This window comes from Tengunoibacter tsumagoiensis (assembly GCF_003967535.1).
Classification (GTDB): domain Bacteria; phylum Chloroflexota; class Ktedonobacteria; order Ktedonobacterales; family Ktedonobacteraceae; genus Tengunoibacter; species Tengunoibacter tsumagoiensis.
In genome coordinates this window covers 1,572,115-1,592,069 of the sequence record NZ_BIFR01000001.1, presented here as the reverse complement: position 1 = coordinate 1,592,069, position 19,955 = coordinate 1,572,115, and the positions used below count along the sequence as shown (strand labels likewise).

Below are 19,955 nucleotides of genomic sequence, written 5' to 3'. Positions count from 1 at the left end.
ATGGAGGGGCTCACACAGCTGAGGGGAACCGAGGAAAGAGACAAGCGACTTTCCCTACTTGACATTCATAATGTGTTTTTACGTTCACAAAATAACAAAAGCAGTAGGGAAGGTCGCTTGTCTCCTTCCAAATCGTGAAGCTCCGCTCTGCCAGCCCCTCCATAACATCCTTTCCCATTAGCTATGGAGGGGCTCACACAGCGAAGGGGGAACCGAGGAAAGAGACAAGCTACTTTCCCTACTTAACATTCATAATGTGTTTTTACATTCATAGCACAACAAAAGTAGTAGGGAAGGTCGCTTGTCTCCTTCCAAATCGTGAAGCTCCGCTCTGCCAGCCCCTCCATAACATCCTTTCCCATTGAGCAATGGAGGGGCTCACACAGCGGAGGGGGACGAGAGGAAAGAGACAAGCTACTTTCCCTACTTAACATTCATAATGTGTTTTTACGTTCACAACATAACAAAAGCAGTAGGGAAGGTCGCTTGTCTCCTTCCAAAATGTGAAGCTCCGCTCTGCCAGCCCCTCCATAACATCCTTTCCCATTGAGCTATGGAGGGGCTCACACAGCGAAGGGGGACGAGAGGAAAGAGACAAGCGACTTTCCCTACTTGACATGGTATTATATATTTTTCGATATTTATATAACAAAATTTTATTTTAAGGTATTTTATGATTTAAAACAGGTAGATCAGACGGCGCTCATGTTGGCTACCAGAGATTCTCCTGGATGGTCTCAGGCTCTGCTCTGGGCCGCTTTTTACTGGGAGCGCGTTTCTGACGGGTACTTTTTTTCATATCGCCAGCAATCGGAGCCTCTTCTGTTGTGAGAGCATCCTGCTCAGCTGTCTCCTGGAGAGGTTTAGCGAGATGAACCAGTTCAACGCGGGCTTCAAAGATAGAGTCACGTTGGATGCGTATCTCCGACCAGAGTCCAATCAGGGTCTCAATACTTGTCTCTTCACTGCTCTGTAAGCCGGGTTGTTGGATCTGTAGCTCGCGGATGGCGTCGGCTAAGCTACAGGATTGTATCTGCTGCATCCAGTCCGTAAAGCTCTGGAGGGCCTGATGCATCCAGGTCTGGGTAAAGAGCCCTAGACCGCTGACAAACAGGATCTCGCCACCAGTATTATCACAGACGCGCTCAACCGCTTTCAATAGCTCTGACCGCCGATAACACTGCAATAGCTCCATACTGGTCCGCTCTGAACAGAGACCCATCTCCCAGACCTGAGCCTGCACAGCCTCAAGATCAACTTGCGCAAGCCTCTCAGCAAAATCATCATAATGGCTACGAAGCACCTGCAATACCTCTGCTAGGGAGAGCTGATTGGTGTAATAAACAATGGGAAAATCGTTCGCGATGGGCGTAAAGACCTCTTTTGCCTCCTCAGGAATTGCCAGCAACAGATCCTGACGGCCTCGCAACTGTTGCAGCTTCTGAATCTTGCGCTCACGATAGGCTGGCGTCCAGAAGCCTAGAATCTCTCCATAAATACGCCTTGTGCCACGGCTAAAGGCAAAATCAGGGATAAAGATACTTCGATCCAACAGCAAGGGCTCAGGTTCTCGCTCCAGATGCCAGCCATCAACACCCTGGCTGGCAGATGCGCCCAGAAAAGCTTCAGCAAAAGCCTGCTCAATGCTGCTATCAAAGAGGACATTGCTCTCTTCGCCTTCACGTTCGGTGCCTGGAGGAACAGATGGAAGAAGCTGCAAGAGATTGGCGTCCATGGCAAACATATACGTTCGCTGAAGAAAATGCACACGCGCACTGGCGGCCACAACTGCCTTGCCCAAAGAGGCTCGCCCCTGTCCTCCATGAGTTCGATATCCCAACAGGAAGCGGCAGAGACGCGCCAGCCGCAGACCATATTGTTGTGGAAGCCCCGTGACTTCCTGGGGACCATAAAGAGTCAGATTGAGCAGAAGAGGCTTGTTCTGCTGTAAAGGTCTATCAAGTGCAAGATCCGTTTCATTGCCTTCATAGGCCAGATCATAATAGACCCCCATCCGGCGTGCCAGATAGCAAAGCCGCTTAATAGCAGCCCCGGCACCCAGTCCAACGCTCCCCTGACCTTTCAACCAGGAGCTCTCAGCACCTGAAGTTGCAACACTGGCATCTGAGAGGACAAAGGCGTTACAGTCAATTACGAGCCTCACCTCAGAAGCAGTGAAAAGGGCAGCCTCAAAAGCCCATTGATTGTAGAGGATAGCGACTTCAGAGGCGGTAGGAGCTCGCTCGCCCGTACGGATCAGCCGCGCCTCCTCCTCGCTATCGTTATGCAGCAATACCTCAAGCGAAGCGCTACTTATTCCCAGCTCCTGGGCAAACGTTTGCAGTGCCTGCGGACGCTGCTGCTCACTTAGAAAGCCATTGTAATGGGCATTTACATACATATACAGTGCAAGGCGCAACTGAATGGGTGAGCTAAGAGCTGGCTGCTGAGCATCTGCACCAAGCTCCTTCACAACGGAGACCCAATCCCGCGTCTGCCAGCTATACCAGGCGCTAAGCGTCGCTATCAAGCAATGGGCCAGACGATAATCACCTATATAGGCCCGAGCCTCATCAACAGAGAACTGGCTCTGTGGCTGACCAAGCAGGCCCTCAAAATAAGCGATCAGACGCTCAATCTCTACCTGTAAGATTCCAGGGCGCAGAAAATATAAGGAAACTGCAAGCACTCCACCCCGTCTTTGAATCGATTTCCGAACATCTTGTAAACTGAAACGCACATGATACCTCTTTCTCTTTTTTCTGCTCCAGCCCTGATTGCCTTGCCTCTTAAGTATAGCAAATATCTATTCCAGATAGGGTTGAGATTTCCGACATGGGCGCATCCAGAGAGAATAAGAGAATAGCAGGCAACTAGGATATCTGTCCTAAATATTTGATCGTTTGCCATACCTCTGCTATGGTAACAAGGGATACTGTGACAGGTTAAACAGCTCGCTTTATTTCTTGACTCAATTTTTTTCATTTTCCACAATTTATGGCAATCCGGACTGGACCATTTGAGGTCTATCGGCATGCAGGAGGATGCAATGAGCACAGCTCCACGCCGCCTGGGTAAATACGAGTTACAGCAATCATTGGGACGAGGCCAAGTAGGTGAGGTATGGAAAGCTCGTGATGTCTCCATTCACCAAGAGGTCGCTCTCAAAATAATTCATAGCGATTTACAATCTGATCCACACTTTATGAAGCGCTTTACTGATGAGGGTCAGGTCATTTCGCTTATACGGCATACGAATCTTGTTCCAGTGCGGGAATATTTGATTACACGCACCCCTCAGACAAACGAGACGATCGCTTGTATTGTGATGGAGTATGTTGAGGGTCAGACGCTTGCCCACTATCTTCAAGGAACCTCACACCGCGGCTATATTCCTGCCCCAGCAGCGATTGTCTACCTTACTTCGGCTCTCGCGTCTGGGATAGATATGCTCCACGGTCGCGGAATTATTCATGGCAATATTAAACCCGCGAATGTTCTGCTCAATCTGCTTCAGGTCGCCCATTTTGACGCTGGCGAACCCCAGCTCACCGATGCTGGTATCTCACAGATTGTCAATAATACCAGCATGACCACCACGCCTGCCTATGTTTCGCCTGAACAGGCCGCCGGTGATCCGGTCAACCAGCGCAGCGATATCTATGCACTGGGCGTAATGCTGTATGAGATCTGTACAGGCATGGTTCCCTTCCGTGGGGATAGCTCTGTTGCCATTATGATGCAGCACATCAACGCGTTACCAACTCCGCCTATTCTCATTAATTCAAGCATTCCTGCCGCCCTCTCCGAGGTGATCTTACGAGCACTGGCAAAAAATCCTGCAACGCGCTTTTCATCGGCTGCTCACCTCGCCGCAGCAGTGGCTGAGGCTTGCTCTCTACAGACGACGTTCCATATCAATCGACCACAAACCTTTGAGAATGAGCCGCATACACAGAACTCTACGGTTCCAAACTCGATTCTTGGTGTCTCACAGCCATTGCCTCCTCTCTATCCAATGAGACCAATAGTCCCTCAGAATCCATTGTCGCAGATCTCTCGACCACTGCCTGCAGTCTCTAAACAGCTCTCACAGCCCCTGCCCGCGGTCAATTACCAGGCATCTCAACCTGTATCTGATCCTCAAGCACCCGCATCAATACCAGCACCAGCACTACCAGCGCCAGCGCCGCAAACGCCTCCTGTTGAAAAGGCTGAAGCAAAACCAGTCAACGAACGAGAAAAAGAACAGTCTGCCAACAAGGATCAGTGGCTGACCGGCCAGCTAGGTACTTCAGGCTTTTCATCTTCAACAAAGCCATCATCCAATCGCTTCAATCTGCCATCCCAGCATGGCCTCACTGGTGGTCGCTCACAGCAACCTTCCATTCCACCTGTGCCGCCACAACGGCAGGCGCCCGAGCAACAGCCGCAGCAATCTTCCAGCCCTTATTATCCCGCTGTACCACCAATGCAGCCTGCACCACAAAATGCTCAGCAGTATCCTCCAAATCCTGCTGGTCCATCCTATGGGAGTATGCCGTCGCTGGCCCCTATTCCAACGCTCCCACCAGCTCAACCAGCGCAAGGCATGCCGCATCGGCCTGCTCCTCCGCGGAAGAAGAGTGGCTTTTTGCGGTTTGCTGATTCACCAATCTATCTTGTGATTGGTGTACTTGTCATTGTGCTGCTTGTACTCTTCAGTGCCCTGGGCGCTAATCTCTTACTCGACAAACAGACGGCCAACCAACAACCAACGCCAGTGCCACCACTACGCCAGGTCTTTTTTCAGGATAGCGCCTTAGGTCACAGTGATCAACTACACATCAGTATAAATACTGTGGCCGCACCACCAGATGGCAAGACGTATTTTGCCTGGCTACAAGAATCAAGCGATCAGGTAATACCACTGGGGGCGATGGATGTGCAGAAGGGTAGCATCGACTATACGTATGCAGGCGATGATAAACACACAAATCTCCTGGCAATTACGAAAGGGATCTTTATTACGCTGGAAGAGGGCCAGGGCACGCCCACAAAGCCTGCCAATCAAAAAGTCTTTCAGGCGCTCCTCAATCCAGCATCTCTGCCTATTCTGAAAAAACTGCTCTATGCAGATGGCGATCTGCCCACAAATCCTGCTGTTATCAATGGCCTGTTTGATTCTATTAAAAATATGAATGATAAAGCAGTGAGTATTGTGGATTCGCTACAGAACTCTCACGATACGGGTCTGGCACGTCGACAGGCCACCCGCATTATTGAAGCAGTCGATGGCTCTGCCTATGCTCGCAGTAGTGGAGATCTACCTGCTAGCTTTCCCAGTCAGATTTCAGTACCTATCGGCTTGCTCTCTTCAACAACTCAGGCTGGCTATATTGATACACTGGATAAAGAGCTGGATAATCTTAAACAGGTTCCCGGCAATAGCGCTGCCACGCTCCAACATATTCAGAATATCAAAAATGCTATCACGGATCTACGGACCTGGATACAAAAAATTCGAGATTATGATGTTAAAATTTTGAAAGCTACCGATCTGACTGATCCAGACATTATTCAAACAGCTCTCCAGCAGAAGCAGACAGTAGCTGACTCTTATACAGGCCATACGATTCCACCCAATGAGGGACCACTCCCCATTCTGGGTTCTGCTGGCGCCAATCAAGCCTATACTGAAGGACATTATCTGGCGACAATCGACCTGCAAGCGGTATCCTGATGATAGCCTTTAGTCTCTGGTGAGGAAAGTACTATCATCTGGTTGCTACACATCAGGGCGTGCCCCCTGCGGAACTGACCGCAGGGGGCACGCCCTTTATCTATGGTATGGCGCTATCGCTGTCAGTAGCTTTTAGCTCTGTACAGGTGGTGGCACAACAAAGAGAGGAACTGTGGCATCGTGCAGAATACGCTCCGCCACGCTTCCTAAAATATGCCGATCCAGCCCCTGACGCCCTACTGTTGTCAAAGCAATCAGATCATAGGCTTCAGCATAAACGCCTGGCTCGCTGGTCTCTTCACCCAACATTGCCAATTTTATGAGGTCTTTCGCTACGCTAATGCTCTCTTGCACTGCCCAGGTTACCTGCAACTCTGGATGGTTTTCCGCTACACGTTTGCTGACCGCTCTAAGATACTCCTCTGCTTCCGACCAGGCTTGCCGACGCACGCTAATTCCTATCTGTAAATTGGCGGCCTCTTCACGCTCAGTGGGCTTGAGTACCATGCGGATGAGATGAAACTCTTTTTGTGTAGAAAGTGCGAGATTACGTAATAGATAGGCTGCTGGCTCAAGGACCGTCTCAGCCAGTTCAGAACCATCCAGACAGACCAATGCGCGTGGCGGCTTTGCATCGGGCTCAAGCTCTTTCCCTTTTTCACGCAAAATCAGCATGGGAATAGTACTATTACGCACCAGTTCCTGAGCCACACTGCCAAAAATCCAGCGCTTCAGCTCTGGTTCCTCAAAAGCGATCAGGACGACAAGAGCACTCTGCTGCTCATTGATGTATTTCAACAGGGTACTACCTGGCTGCCCAAACAGAACCTTATGCTCAACCTCAACAGCGGTCAAAGGATGACGCTCAATAACTCCGGTTAGATAGTCATTGGCTTTCTGTAACTCTTCTTCGTGCCGCTGCTGTTGTTTTTTTGCCCCCAACAGCAGTTTCTGTTCGGGGGATACGGTGACTACATGCACAAGTTTAAGCCGCCCCAATGAGGCCAGAGCGATCCTTGCAGCCAGCGGAACTGCCTGCTCAGCCGCTAATGAACCATCCAACGGAACAATGATCTGCTTGAACATTCTAGCCCCCTTTATCTGTCTGCCTCTAACCCGACCACATACTGGACAGTACCCTGTTCAGATAACGTCGTGGAAGCTGGCTAAGTAGACAAGGGGTATGCCACTAGACTGGCTAGATTTTGATGGTGTCATCTTCTTCAGCAACTGGCTCAGGAATGACCTTCACCCCATATTCAGCGGTCAATGGAAAATGATCGCTAGCGAGGAAGCCTGGCAGGTCGCCATCACCTCTGGTGAGCACGTCACAGGAGCTCAAACGGTCGATAAGTGTAGGGCTGGAGAAGATGTAGTCGATTCTGCCTGCTGGTGCTGCGGCGGGACAGGTAAATCCCCGCTCATGTGGATGGGTTCTGCGGTAGCTATCGATATAACCGGCCTCCAGTAAGAGTTTGATACAGCCACGAGGTACATAAAAGGTTGCTACCAGGTCAAACAGGGCTCCTAACGTTGGATGAACTGCAATGAGCTGAAGTACGGGATTCAGGAAACGCAGGCGAGGTGGCACAACGGCATTGAGATTCGGATTGCCATCGCTCAGGTCTGCCTGCTGCTTTGTTGTATCGATGCCAACAACATAGCGTATCAGGTTGCTTCCTTTGAATGGCTCTCGGGGCGCTAATGAGTTAAAATCTCCCATTAATAGATGTGGTTGACCAGAGGCACGTGCCTCTGCCATGATATCAAGTACTTCGCGGACCTCGCGCATCCGTACTCCACCACCACCACGTCCTCGATTAAAGGCCGCTGCAAGATGCGTGACAAAGACTGTCAGAGGTTGACCATTCTCATCTTCAACGCAGACTTCAATCACCGGGCGCAAAATTCTCCCCGGGCGCTCATGGATCTTTGTCGACAGGATCGGAAGACGCGTCAGGAGTGCTAAACGATAATCTCTTACCCTTGGAGCTGGCCCACCTTCAACCAGTTGCATCCCTAATCCCTCGGCAAGCTCATCTATAACCCGTGGACCATCCTTCATTGCTGGATGAATCGCTTCCAAAAGGCCCACAATATCTGGTTGGACAGGACGAATCATCTGGAGAAGCTGTTCTGTCCGCTTGATGTTATTATTTAAAAGGTCGTATCCGCCAGCTAAAATGTTATATGAAACAATACGTGTCATTCTGCTATCCTTTTTTCTACCACCCCGCCAGATCCACTTCACCTGACGGCACTCTCAGCAATGATCATTCCCAACAAAAAGGACTCTCTTTATCTCATGAACGAAGTTCCCGTCCATGTTCAGAGAGCCCTCTTTGGCTTCCTTCTTCTATGTTTATCGTCATGAGATAGTTGTGCTTTTAGTTCTACTATATCAGACGAAAAAGGAAGAAGAAAAGGTACAGCCTGTGACTTGCTGGTATATGCCTACTTCCAGGTGACGCGCTCCAGCAGGTACATTGTTAGTTCGCTGATAGCGATGCGCTGCTGGGTCATGCCATCGCGCTCACGAATGGTGACGGTCTGATCTTCTAAGGTCTGGAAGTCAACGGTGACGCAGAAAGGAGTTCCAATCTCGTCCTGACGACGATAGCGACGACCGATCGCGGCTACGTCATCATACTGTGAGACCATATACCGTTGCAGATCCTTGTGAATCGCTTTGGCGGTCGAGACCAGTTCCTCTTTGTTTTTCTGCAATGGGAAGACGGCTACTTTGACAGGAGCCAGCCAGGGATGCAGGCGCAAAACTGTTCGAGGATCTTTTCCGGTTGGATCTGGCTCTTCCTCGTAGGCATCCAGCAGCAGATTTAAGAAGGTGCGATCGACGCCTCCCGAGGTCTCAACAATCCAGGGAATATATTTCTCTTTGGTAAGTGGATCCACATAACTGAGATCCTGACCGCTATACTGTGAGTGGCGAGAGAGATCCCAGTCCTGCCGCCAGTGGATGCCTTCCCACTCCTGCCAGCCGAGAATGGTGCGATATTCAATATCAAATGCCTGTTTAGCGTAGTGAGCCAGTTCATCCTTTCCATGTGCATGGAAACGCAGGCGATCCTTATGGTTGAGAATGGTCTGATACCACTTGAAGCGATACTCTTTCCAGTACTCAAACCACTTCTCCATCTCGGTGGGATGAACAAAGAATTGGAGATCCCACTGCTCAAATTCTCGCTGTCGGAACAGGAAGTTGCCGGGGGTGACTTCGTTTCGATAGGCTTTCCCAATCTGACAGATGCCAAAGGGGATCTGCATGCGCGAAGATTTCAGCACGTTATCGTAGTCAAGGTAGATGTTCTGGCAGGCCTCACCACGCAGGTAGGTCTTCATGCGATCGCCCTCAACGACGCCCAGATAGGTCTCCATCAGCAGGTTGAAGACGCGGGGCTCGCTGGTCAGTTCACCACCACAGACGGGACATTTGTGCTGCTCTAAATTCACGGGATCTAGATGGTCAGTGCGGAAGCGACGTTTGCACTTCTTACAATCTACCAGCTTATCAACAAAGTTCTCGACGTGACCGCTGGCCTCCCAGACGCGTGGATGAGTGATGGTCGCCCCTTCGATCCCAACGACATTATCGTGGGTCTGGACCATTGACCACCACCAGAAACGACGGATATTGTTGCGCAGTTCCACACCCAATGGCCCGAAATCATAGATACCAGCGACACCGCCATAGATCTCAGAGTTGGGATAGACAAAACCACGGCGTTTACACAGGGATACAATCTTCTCGATCGGCACCAGAGGCGTGCCTGTAATCTCTTCTTTTTCTTCGGTCTGAGTCATGAGTGGTCTTCTCCTTGGCAAAAAAATCCCCCAGGCGCACGAATACGCCCAGGGACGAATGCTCCTGCGTAGGCCTGGGGCAGCTACGTCTTACGGCTTATGCATCCGCGGTCCCACCCTGTTTCTCCACTTTCAGCAGTGAAGCCACTCATTCTTGTCTCGTCCAGCTCCGAAGCGCCCTTCACCTATCTTTAATAACTGATCTCGCACCATCTATCAGCTCGCTGCTATCATCAACAGGCTACTCTTCTTCATCACTGCTGGCATAGCATATCTGCTTGTCCAACGCTTTTCAGTATAACGAAGAACCCCTCAACTTGCAAGAGGGAACATCCGTTATTCACAAGGTCGCATCTATAGTTTTATGGCTATATGTTATGGAAAACCTCAGCTCAGCGTCACCACCATGACCATCGCGCGAAATCCTCCACGGCAACGGTCTCGGCGGCCTTCACTCCCTGTATTCTTCCCGCATGCAACACATGATAGGCTTTTCACCCGGAGGAAGAGAGGCCGCTTATTTCTAGCCGGTTACTGTTTAATTGCGGCTAAATTTCTGTTCTTGCTGCTGCTGTTGCTCGTTAATAACGCTGGCAGCACAATGAGCCAGATAGGCTCCAGCCACGGCAGCCATTTTGACGGCGGGATCAGGGATAGATTGGGCCGCCACAATAGCTGCATCTCGTGCTCGTAGCAGGGCCAGAGCAGAGGGCGATGACTGTGGTATAAGTGAACTCAACTGGCTTTGATCCAATGTCTGTCCATTCTGTAACCTCGGCTGATTCAACTTCTCTCCATCTCTAGCATGTATGCCAGAATGCTGACCTTCATGGGAGTGCAAAACATAGCCATGCTGACCCATCGCTACTTCGACCGCGTGCAGAATCTCCTGTCGTTGCGCCGACGGAAACTGTATTCTCAGCCGCTCTTCCAGATGTTCTCGAACCTCAAGCTGCGATTGCATATGCGTTGACATATTTCCTCTTCCTCTCTCCTTCACTTCACTTCACAAACCACGAATAGACAATAATTGATGAAGTGCCACCACACTATTCATGGTAACCTCTCTACATCTCTGTATCGACCGCTTGAGGTGAGGCAAGAGAGAAATACTTCTCAAAAGAGACAGAAAGAAAACAGGATTGGTCGTTGAGCTCCTTTCTCTCTGTAAATAACGGGCTGTTCCCATGCAACGTTTTCGCTCATGAGAACGATTACTGTACAGAACATAATCAACTTCTAAGACTAATCACTGAATTACCTGCCAATCATTGATTGAATTTATTCTATACGTCCGCTTTTTATTGAGGAAGTAGTTTGCTAGCAATGAGTGATGCTTTTCTTGAGGACCCGGCTCATCTATATGCTCGCTATGCGAGCATAACCTTCGCCTATCTTCGTCAGCATACTGCCAGCCCAGAAGATGCCGAAGATATTCTGTATGACATTTTTCTTAATGTTCTCGAACGAGGAGGACTCCCAGAGCTCGATGAACATCGCCAACGAGCCTGGTTCCTCCGCGTCGCCCACAATAAGGTTGTGGATCGCTATCGCCGAGCTCAACGTCGCCAGCTTATTGCGCTCGATCTTATGACTGAACGGCTCTTTGCCGATGAAGGGCTGGCACCAGAGCAACAGGCGCTTCAACGAGAAGAATACCTTCAGTTGCAAACAGCAATCCGGCTCTTACCAGAAGTTCAACAGGAGGTGCTGACACTCCATTTCTCACATGGGCTACGCTGTACCGAGATCGCCGCCTTACTGGGAAAACGAGCCGGTACGATCCGCTCACAACTGGCCCGAGCCTTAAATACCTTACGAGCTTATTATCAGGAGGAAGCACACGTATGAAGGACGCCGAATTTCAGCCTGAGAGCGTTGAAGATGCTCTGGACCAGCAACTCTCAGAGCAGTCTACGTCGGCCTCTCCAGCCCCTACACAACGGATGGTCCAGCAGCTCAGTCATCTCTATTCCGCAAGCGCAGCCAGAGAACAGGCCTCGCTCGACCGCGTCCGCCAGCGGCTGCAACAATCTGGCCACTTTCAGCCTATCCAATCACCCAATCAACCATTTCAAGCCAACACATCTAGCACTAAAATAACACACATGATGGATTATCCAGGTAGGAGGCCTCAATCTATGACATCTCTATCCAGAAGACGGCTCTTGGAGACCCTCGTTGCACTGCTTATGGTCGGTATCCTGGTTGGAAGCTTTATCACCGTTTTCACTGTGCTGCACAACTCATCTCTAGCAGGTAAGCCTACGCCTACTACGCATGCAACACCTGGACAAACAGCAACTCAGACGACACCAGGGGCCACCCAGACAACAACCAATCAGACCTTCGAGACGACCTGCCCGGCGGCTTCGACCTCTCGTGCAGCAATCATGCCAGCCATCACTGCCAGCGCACAGAATAAGTTGATCTATCTGACGGTTGGGAGCGCCCAATCGACGACTGTCTCTCTCAATGCCTACAATACAGCAACCAGACAATCAACAACACTGTTTAGTGATCCCCGGAACTCGGTGATCAATGCTCATCTCTCGCCCGATGGAAAATGGATTCTGATGGTTGTGCATGCCGTCTCTGCAACGGATACGCAAGACGCTATTGAGCTCATTAGCTCCAATGGACAGGATCGGCAGACGCTCTATTGTAACACTGATACCATCCTTGATGCCTGGATGTCACCAGACCAGCAAACGGTCGTATTCTCTTTACCACCCTCTAATGACGGCGGACTACAAGCATTCTCGCTGAACGCGGCTGGACAAGTCCATAGAATTACGGCGATGGGACGTGTGACCTTTAATGCCTGGCTGGACAATACACACTTTGTGGTGAGCGCACATCCCCAGACCATTTCAGGCAGCTCGCCAACCTTTCTGATAGATGCGACAAAGCAATATACGGCTGCTTCTGACATGACGATCATCCATCAGACGCAAAATTCATGCACTAAGATGACAGGTTCAGCCAATCCAAACGTTCTCTATATCAGCGAATGTTCGATCTCACCTACCTTGACCTTTCAGGGTCCAACTGTGATTCGCAGTATCCCTGTGACAGGAGATCTTCCCGCTAACTGGCCTGCATCTCTCTGGGTTGATCAATCGGGAGGCTGGGTGACCTCGCTCCAGCAGGTTGATGACAAGACGCTCATCTTCACGATGGATGGCAATCACGGGGGCATCTGGTCTGTCTCAACGGATGGTAAACGTACGGCAAAGCAGTTGTATACGATTGCTGCGGGCTCAAAGGAGCTGGCACTACTAGGTGATACTCCCTATTCCTCTGGCAACGTCTCATACGATGGGAGCCTCTATAGTGTTCTGCTGAATAATGGAGATGCGCAAAGCTTGAATATTGGCTCTCTCCAGGGAGGGGATCTTACGCAGATCATCCAGAGCGATAATAGCCAGCACATTTCATTTGCCATTGTGGGCTGGAGCAGATAAAGGATTGCTTATAACAGCGATCAATCATCAGGTGGACATTCAAGCGAAGCCAGAGATCCCATACCTCACCAATTGGTATGGGATCTTTGCGTAGCATTGGCTGTTGACATGCCTGCTCTATAACAGGTAAGACTATAGGTATAAACAGGTATTTGAAGATCGCTCTAGGACCGAGAGAAGGAGACGCAGACCATGTCACAATCTATGCATGTCCCCACATTGTTCGATATCTTACAGGCCCAGCGCCGTATCAGACCGTACCTTGCCCCAACCCCTCTTTATAGCTATCCAGCACTCAACAATCTCCTGGGAACGAGTATCTATCTCAAACACGAGAATCATCTCCCCGTTGGGGCCTTCAAAGTCCGTGGAGGCGTTAATCTCATTGCACAGCTCTCCCCCGAAGAGCGCACACTGGGCGTTATTGCAGCTTCAACGGGAAATCATGGGCAATCAGTCTCTTATGCCGCTCGCCTCTTTGGGGTAAGCTCGCGGATTGTGGTTCCACTTCAGGCCAATCCAGGAAAAGTCGCAGCCATGCAGGGAATGGGGTCTGAGGTGATCTTTCATGGCGAAAAATTTGATGATGCAAAACACTATTGTGAAGAGTTAGCACAGGAGCATGGCTATCGCTATATCCATTCAGGCAATGAACCTGATCTGATTGCTGGCGTGGCTACAGCATATCTAGAGATGCTGGCGGACGAGCCTGAGCTCAAGACGATAATTGTACCAATTGGCGGAGGGAGTGGAGCTGCTGCCGCCTGCATCGCTGCCAAAGCTCTCAATCCGACTATCAAGGTTATCGGTGTGCAATCGGAGGCCTCGCCAGCCGCTTATGAGAGCTGGCGACAACATCGTCTGATACATGCCCCCAATCAGACTATCGCCGAAGGATTGGCAACTGGAACAGCATTCGAGCTGCCTCAACGTATTCTCTGGGAGACGTTAGACGACTTTCTGCTCGTCTCCGATCAAGAGATCCTGCAAGCGATGGTCTGGCTACTGGAGCATGCCCATACTCTGGCTGAGGCCGCAGGTGCCTCCGCACTGGCCGCTGCCTATCGTCTACGTACAGAACTGGCTGGTCAGAAGGTAGGCGTGATCTGCTCTGGCGGCAATACCTCTCTCGTACAGTTAAAGCAGGCGCTTGCACTCACGAATGAAAGCAAACAATAAGTCCGCTTCAGTCGGATGAGGCAGGAAAAAAAGAAGAGTTTCCCTGGTGGAGGTACTCTCACTCCACCAACGTTACTTGTGATCTTTACCAGCCCAGAATTTACGGATGAGAAGAGACACCAACATGTAAAAGGCGATAATTGGAAAGGCAATAAGGATAAAAACCACTAAAAGTATCATAAGTTCGGGAGTATGTGGGATCATTTTTCACCTTCTCTTTCGTATCTGCTTCTATTTAATAGAAGCATGAAATTGATAATTATAGGGTTCATTACTGTATATACGGTATAATCTCACATTTTTAGGAGGCCAGTACGATGACACTCCTGGCCTCCTGAAACACCTTGCTCGTCCATGGAATAGGTGCTACAATATTCCGGAAACATTGAGTGATATTAAAGTAGAGAAAACGGACGAACACGTGGTAACTGGTCCCAATATGAATGCTCAACAGCACCAACCAGAGATAGCGGATTTTGCTGCCCGCTACTCTTTCCCTCTTGATGGCTTTCAGGTCGAAGCCATGCAACATCTGGCCGCCGGGCAATCTGTAATGGTGGCCGCGCCAACAGGCACCGGGAAAACAATGGTGGCCGAATACGCCGTCTGGCTGGCCCAACAGCGCAATCAACGCGTCATTTATACTACACCCTTAAAGGCTCTCTCTAACCAGAAATACCGCGATATGCGTGCCCTATACGGTAACGAAGCAGTTGGATTGGTTACTGGCGATATCGTTGAACATAGCCGCGCCTCGATCGTGATTATGACCACTGAGGTCTATCGCAATATGCTGCTGGAAGATGGCGGCGAGTATATTACCCCCGAAGAGAACTTAACGCCTTCCTCGCTTCAGGATGTCGGCTTTGTCGTTTTTGATGAGCTCCATTATCTCAGCGATATTGGACGTGGCCCAGTCTGGGAAGAAGCGATTATCTGCTCTCCTCCTCATGTGCAGTTGGTGGGCCTCTCGGCTACAGTCAGCAATGCTGAGGATCTGGCAAGCTGGATTACCCGCGTCCATCGTCCGATCGAGCTGGTCTTTCACGAAGAACGAGCCGTCCCACTGGAGCACTATTACTTCCTGGATGGAAAGCTTCATCTGGTGCAGGATGCCAATGGCAATCGCGTGGAGCGCTTTCCAGGCATCGGTGGCGAGGCAAAACTGGCTCGAGCCGGTGGACGTGGTCGCTCATTTCGCTTTGAGGATGAGCTAACTGAGGAGGAGGAGGAAGAGGAGGTACAGGCAATCGAACCTCCTAGAGGAAAGCTCCCTCGTCCTCGCGATTTCAGGCTACCGAAAAATCAGCGCCATGCTCAGTCTCGTCGCCCGCAAAAGGCATCCGAGATTATTACCGAAACGGCAACCAGTTCTGCACCTGAGGCTCGCCCGGATGCACCAGCCCAGGAGAACACGAAGCCCCGACGAGCCCCTTTGCGCAAAGCTCCTGAGCCCGGCGAGATGCTGACCGCTCTGCGCGAGGCTGATAAACTGCCCTGCCTCTATTTCTTACCTGGTCGTCGCGCCGTTGAAGAGGCCGCTATGAGCGCCTCGCTTCACAACTTCACCAGTCCAGAAGAGGAAGAGCTGATTCGCCAGGAGGTGACGATCTGGCTGGAGAATCTGCCGAAAGAAGATCGTAATCTCCAGCAGGTGCATTCACTCCTAAAACTGTTGCCACGAGGCCTGGCCTTCCACCATGCGGGCCTGTTGCCTGGACTCAAAGTGCTGGTAGAGACGCTCTTTGCTCGTGGACACCTGCGGGCCGTCTTTGCCACTGATACGCTTGCCCTTGGCGTCAATATGCCCGCTCGTAGCGTGGTTGTCGGCAGCCTGAGCAAGTTTGATGGTCAGGAGATGCGCCTCCAGACACCCAATGAGTATCGCCAGTTAACTGGACGAGCTGGACGCCGTGGCATGGATACACGGGGAGCTGCGATCATCCCTTATTCCCCCTGGGAGCCCTTTGAGCCCTCATTCCAACGCATCACGGGCGAACTGCTGCCAGTCACCAGTTCGTTTGTTATTCGCTATAATTCTGTGCTCAATCTCTGGCGCCCCGGCGATATCCAGCATCTGCGCCGCATCTGTGCCTCCAGCCTGCGCGAATTCCAGCGCTATCTGCTCTGGGAGATTAGCGAGCTCCAACGTCTGGAGAAGCGCTATGAGAAGGCCAAAAAGTCTGGCAAAAAGAAGAAAGGGGCAGCCTCTGTAGAGGCGGAAAAGGCACTGGAGAAGCGCCGCGAACGCATTGGGGCCTTTCCGCTCAGTCGTGCCGGGGCCGCAGAGCTCGATGGGACCATCTTTTCTCTCCGCGCCCTGGGCTATATTGGTCAGGACGATCAATTAACGCTCAAAGGACGGCTGTTGAGAAACATCTTCCATCCCGCAGGCGTCATGATTATCGAACTGATGACGCAGGGGATGCTCGATGAGATCTCCCCCAACGAACTGGCCGAGATCTGTAGCTGGTTTACCTATGATAATGATCGACGGCTCAATAATCGCCACGTCTTACCACAGAAGCTGCTTGAGGTCCGCCGCGATCTCTGGCGTATCACCCAACACGTTCGAGGCATTGAAGAACGTGCAGGCGTCAATTTTACTCCGGGTATCATCCCCGAGTTCCATGGCCTGGCCCTCTCATGGTCTCGCAATACCTCACTGAGCGGACTGCTCCGGCGGATCGATCTGGCTGAGGGCGATATCTTAATGCATCTAAACCAGACTATCGATCTCATTCAACAGGTGCAGGCTGCGGTGGGACAACTGCTGGATACTCCAGCTGCCTGGGTAGATGATGCCCCCACAATGTTTGAGGCCACAAACAATGAGCGCAACATCTCAGTAAATCAACAGCAACGCTCACAACGTCTCCAGACTCAGCGCGATCGCCTGGAACGCCTTCGTCCCCTGCTCTCACAGGCGGCAGCCTCCCTCTTACATGGCATTATCATTCAAAGCCGAACCGTTCCATCGATGGTTGCCCGGGTCAAAGAAGAAGACGTCCCTCTCGATGCTGAAGAAGATCGCGACGCACTGGAGCCATCCGATCAAGAGACCTTTATCGGCGACGTATAATAATCTAAGACCAGCATCCAATCGACAGAAAGACCTTTGCCAGAAGTGTATAAGGAAGAGATCCAGACCAGTACAGAGATCGAATGCTGGTCTGAATCTCTAACAACTCCACTAGCGCTCCTGCGCCTTCTTCAGTCAGAACTACCGATTTTCAGCCAGAGTGGCAGGAAAATATACCCTGAAACATTACTTTGGTCATACCAAAGGGTCTATTTTATTGTCAGAAGCGTGCAAATTGACTACTATGTACAAAGTACAAGTATGTCTCCACGAGACGGGCGCGTTGTATTGTTCTGTGATTGTAGTGCCTGGCGAAGCAAACCGTCAGCAGTAAAAGAGGGGTAGAGTTTTTGATGAATGCAGAAGCTTTGATCGGCACCGTATTGGGAAGCTGTACACTGCAAAAGTTGGTGGGTCAGGGCGGCATGGGTGCAGTGTATCTCGCCCAACAGTCCCGGCCTCGACGCCAGGTCGCAGTCAAAGTGCTCTTGCCCATGACGCCGCTTAGCCCTCATCAATTGGCTGCGTTTCTGGAGCGCTTCCGCCGCGAGACTGATGCGGCTGCATCGCTTGAGCATCCCCATATTATGCCAGTCTATGAATACGGCGAGAACGATGGTCTGGCTTATCTGGTGATGCCCTATATTAGCGGCGGGACGCTGCGTGATGAGCTTGAACGCGAGGGGCAGTTGCCCCTTCAGAAAACGGTCAATTACCTTGAACAGATTGCAGCAGCCCTCGATTTCGCCCATGAGCATGGGGTTATCCACCGCGATATTAAGCCCGCCAATATTATGGTCACACCTGATGGCCGCCTGCTCTTAACTGACTTCGGCCTGGTTAAAATCGTGGCTGAAGGACAGGTTCCACAAGCACGCTTAACCGGCGCGGGGGCTCCCGTAGGCACTCCCGATTATATGTCACCAGAACAGGTAATTGGTGAAGAGGTTGATACACGCGCCGATCTCTATTCCCTGGGTGTTATCCTCTATCAGATGGTAACAGGGACGACGCCTTTCCAGGGCGAGACGCCGATGCAGATTGCAGCGCAACACCTACAGATTCCACCTCCATCTCCTCAGATGATGCGCCGGGACCTTCCAATTGCGGCGGAACAGGTGATCTTACGCGCTCTCGCCAAACGGCCCACTGACCGCTATATGCGTGCAGATGATCTGGCTCATGCCTTTCGACAGGCTCTGGTACATGCAGGTATACGCCTGGAAGATAATTATACGCGGACCGGGATGCTGATGACCGCCTCTCGTATACCAGTTCCAACACCACCCCGGCCTCAATTTGGCTTACTCAGGCCGACAGGGGCCATGCCCAAAGTCCCAACAACTGAACAGCCAGGCAACCTCGGGCTCTTACAGCAGGATGGGATGCCAACGGCCACACGGCCCTATCCGGCAGCCTCGGCCAATATGCCTGCTACAGGTGAGATACCCCGCACCGGGGGGCTCCTCTCGCGCACAGGTAAATTCCCGATGACCGGGACAGGTGCCACAGGGACACTCTCGCCCCTGCAATCTTCTGCACCATCACCCGCCGAGATGGAGATACCTCGCACCGGGGGGCTCCTCTCGCGCACAGGTAAATTCCCGATGATGGGCACTGGTGCAACTGGAACTCTACCTATCACCAATACAACTGCCATGCCATCCGCTGAATCAAATACAGCCACGATCCCATCACCCTGGACATCACGCCAGGCGACGGGGACATTAGGCTTTGATGGCACTCAGAATAGTAATCAAAACACCAATAATCTGGTGAAACTGACAGGACCGGTCAAAGTCTTGAAGGTACCAGTGGCAGGCCAACCAGGACAATTTGTGACAGGCCTGTTACCAGTTTCACAAGAGGCTTCTTCGTCCGCTCCAGCCACAAAAACGCTATTGAGCAGACCTTTTATGAAGCTGCTTCTTGTCGCAGCCACAATTTTAATCCTGCTTGGAGGTGTCGGAGGGCTCTTCTTTACCTTAAACCATAAGAACACTCCGCCAGCACCACAACCCAGGAAGACGCTGACAAAACAACAGGCTACTCAGGCTACAGCCACAGCCGTCGTTCAGGCCAACACACTGCTAGCAGATGCGCTGGATCAAAATAGGAATAATTGGCCCGTAGCCCCCGGCGATATCTACAGCTTTAAAGCTGGAGCCTATCATATTGCCAATAATCAGGATAAAGCACAGGCTGCTCTCTTAGGTACAAAGTCGTTTCCCAATCAGATGAGCTATCAAATGACTATGCAGGAGGTAAATGGTGATGATGCATCACCAGAAAATGCCTTTGGGATGATCTTTCGCTGCAATCAGCGGAAGGTAGGGAATAAGACTATTACCACTTTTTATACGTTTGAGGTGCTCAATACCAGGCAGGGTGGGGAATACGAGTTCTGGAAATTTGATGAGGCCAATACGGATACCCCCTGGTCCATGATCAACGATGGCAAATTAGCCTTTGGCAATGAGTTTCATCAGGGCAAGGATCAAGGGAATACGATCAAAATAGCGATGAATGGCGATAAATTCACTATTATAGTCAATGGTACCACTCTCTCGAAAACATTCCAGGACGGCTCGTATACTGGAGGAACAATTGGGATGATCGTTCATCACAAAGGAACTGAAGTGGCCTTTAAGGATTTACTTTTAAGTAAAAGTTAATTGCGGTA

Annotated in this window: 11 protein-coding genes; 6 read left to right on the top strand and 5 right to left on the bottom strand. The window is 51.0% G+C overall.

The features are described 5' to 3' along the window. Positions 1-712: 712 nt before the first annotated feature. The gene (locus EL628_RS06230) at positions 713-2,740 is read right to left on the bottom strand and encodes a DUF790 family protein (protein WP_126579110.1); all 2,028 of its coding nucleotides are present in this window, start codon (positions 2,738-2,740) and stop codon (positions 713-715) included. 309 nt (positions 2,741-3,049) lie between these two features. On the opposite strand from EL628_RS06230, the gene EL628_RS06225 reads away from it, so the two are divergent. After that, positions 3,050-5,722, top strand: a complete 2,673-nt coding sequence (locus EL628_RS06225) for a serine/threonine-protein kinase (protein WP_161975305.1) — start codon at positions 3,050-3,052, stop codon at positions 5,720-5,722. A gap of 132 nt (positions 5,723-5,854) precedes the next feature. Here EL628_RS06225 and EL628_RS06220 read toward each other — a convergent pair whose 3' ends face one another. The 4 genes from EL628_RS06220 to EL628_RS06205 all read right to left on the bottom strand — a co-directional run bounded on the left by EL628_RS06220 (position 5,855) and on the right by EL628_RS06205 (position 10,520). Continuing rightward, positions 5,855-6,808, bottom strand: a complete 954-nt coding sequence (locus tag EL628_RS06220) for a universal stress protein (protein ID WP_126579108.1) — start codon at positions 6,806-6,808, stop codon at positions 5,855-5,857. Between the two features lie 112 nt (positions 6,809-6,920). After that, positions 6,921-7,931, bottom strand: coding sequence for an endonuclease/exonuclease/phosphatase family protein (locus tag EL628_RS06215; protein WP_126579107.1), 1,011 nt, complete (start codon positions 7,929-7,931; stop codon positions 6,921-6,923). A gap of 245 nt (positions 7,932-8,176) precedes the next feature. Beyond that, positions 8,177-9,544, bottom strand: coding sequence for a glycine--tRNA ligase (locus tag EL628_RS06210; RefSeq protein ID WP_126579106.1), 1,368 nt, complete (start codon positions 9,542-9,544; stop codon positions 8,177-8,179). A gap of 538 nt (positions 9,545-10,082) precedes the next feature. Continuing rightward, entirely contained in the window at positions 10,083-10,520 is a 438-nt protein-coding gene (locus EL628_RS06205) for a hypothetical protein (RefSeq protein ID WP_126579105.1), read from the bottom strand. Positions 10,521-10,870: 350 nt separating this feature from the next. Here EL628_RS06205 and EL628_RS06200 point away from each other — a divergent pair, with 350 nt between their 5' ends. From EL628_RS06200 to EL628_RS06180, 5 genes are all read left to right on the top strand, one after another. Further along, on the top strand, positions 10,871-11,395 hold the full coding sequence (locus EL628_RS06200; protein ID WP_126579104.1) for an RNA polymerase sigma factor: 525 nt from the start codon (positions 10,871-10,873) through the stop codon (positions 11,393-11,395). Continuing rightward, on the top strand, positions 11,392-13,011 hold the full coding sequence (locus EL628_RS06195) for a TolB-like translocation protein (protein WP_126579103.1): 1,620 nt from the start codon (positions 11,392-11,394) through the stop codon (positions 13,009-13,011). Before EL628_RS06200 ends, EL628_RS06195 begins: the two co-directional genes overlap by 4 nt. A gap of 192 nt (positions 13,012-13,203) precedes the next feature. Then, positions 13,204-14,190: a threonine ammonia-lyase gene (locus EL628_RS06190; protein WP_218028877.1), complete on the top strand. Its 987-nt coding sequence runs from the start codon at positions 13,204-13,206 to the stop codon at positions 14,188-14,190. A gap of 385 nt (positions 14,191-14,575) precedes the next feature. After that, positions 14,576-17,272, top strand: a complete 2,697-nt coding sequence (locus EL628_RS06185; RefSeq protein ID WP_126579102.1) for a DEAD/DEAH box helicase — start codon at positions 14,576-14,578, stop codon at positions 17,270-17,272. 353 nt (positions 17,273-17,625) lie between these two features. Then, positions 17,626-19,947 (top strand): serine/threonine protein kinase, encoded by a 2,322-nt coding sequence (locus EL628_RS06180; protein ID WP_126579101.1) that lies wholly within the window; start codon positions 17,626-17,628, stop codon positions 19,945-19,947. The last annotated feature ends 8 nt before the right edge of the window (positions 19,948-19,955 follow it).

Coding starts and splice junctions, on each gene's coding strand:
- EL628_RS06205 (WP_126579105.1), bottom strand. CDS start 10,520: ATGTCAACGCATATGCAATCGCAGCTTGAGGTTCGAGAACATCTGGAA.
- EL628_RS06195 (WP_126579103.1), top strand. CDS start 11,392: ATGAAGGACGCCGAATTTCAGCCTGAGAGCGTTGAAGATGCTCTGGAC.
- EL628_RS06220 (WP_126579108.1), bottom strand. CDS start 6,808: ATGTTCAAGCAGATCATTGTTCCGTTGGATGGTTCATTAGCGGCTGAG.
- EL628_RS06200 (WP_126579104.1), top strand. CDS start 10,871: ATGAGTGATGCTTTTCTTGAGGACCCGGCTCATCTATATGCTCGCTAT.
- EL628_RS06190 (WP_218028877.1), top strand. CDS start 13,204: ATGTCACAATCTATGCATGTCCCCACATTGTTCGATATCTTACAGGCC.
- EL628_RS06225 (WP_161975305.1), top strand. CDS start 3,050: ATGAGCACAGCTCCACGCCGCCTGGGTAAATACGAGTTACAGCAATCA.
- EL628_RS06180 (WP_126579101.1), top strand. CDS start 17,626: ATGAATGCAGAAGCTTTGATCGGCACCGTATTGGGAAGCTGTACACTG.
- EL628_RS06210 (WP_126579106.1), bottom strand. CDS start 9,544: ATGACTCAGACCGAAGAAAAAGAAGAGATTACAGGCACGCCTCTGGTG.
- EL628_RS06215 (WP_126579107.1), bottom strand. CDS start 7,931: ATGACACGTATTGTTTCATATAACATTTTAGCTGGCGGATACGACCTT.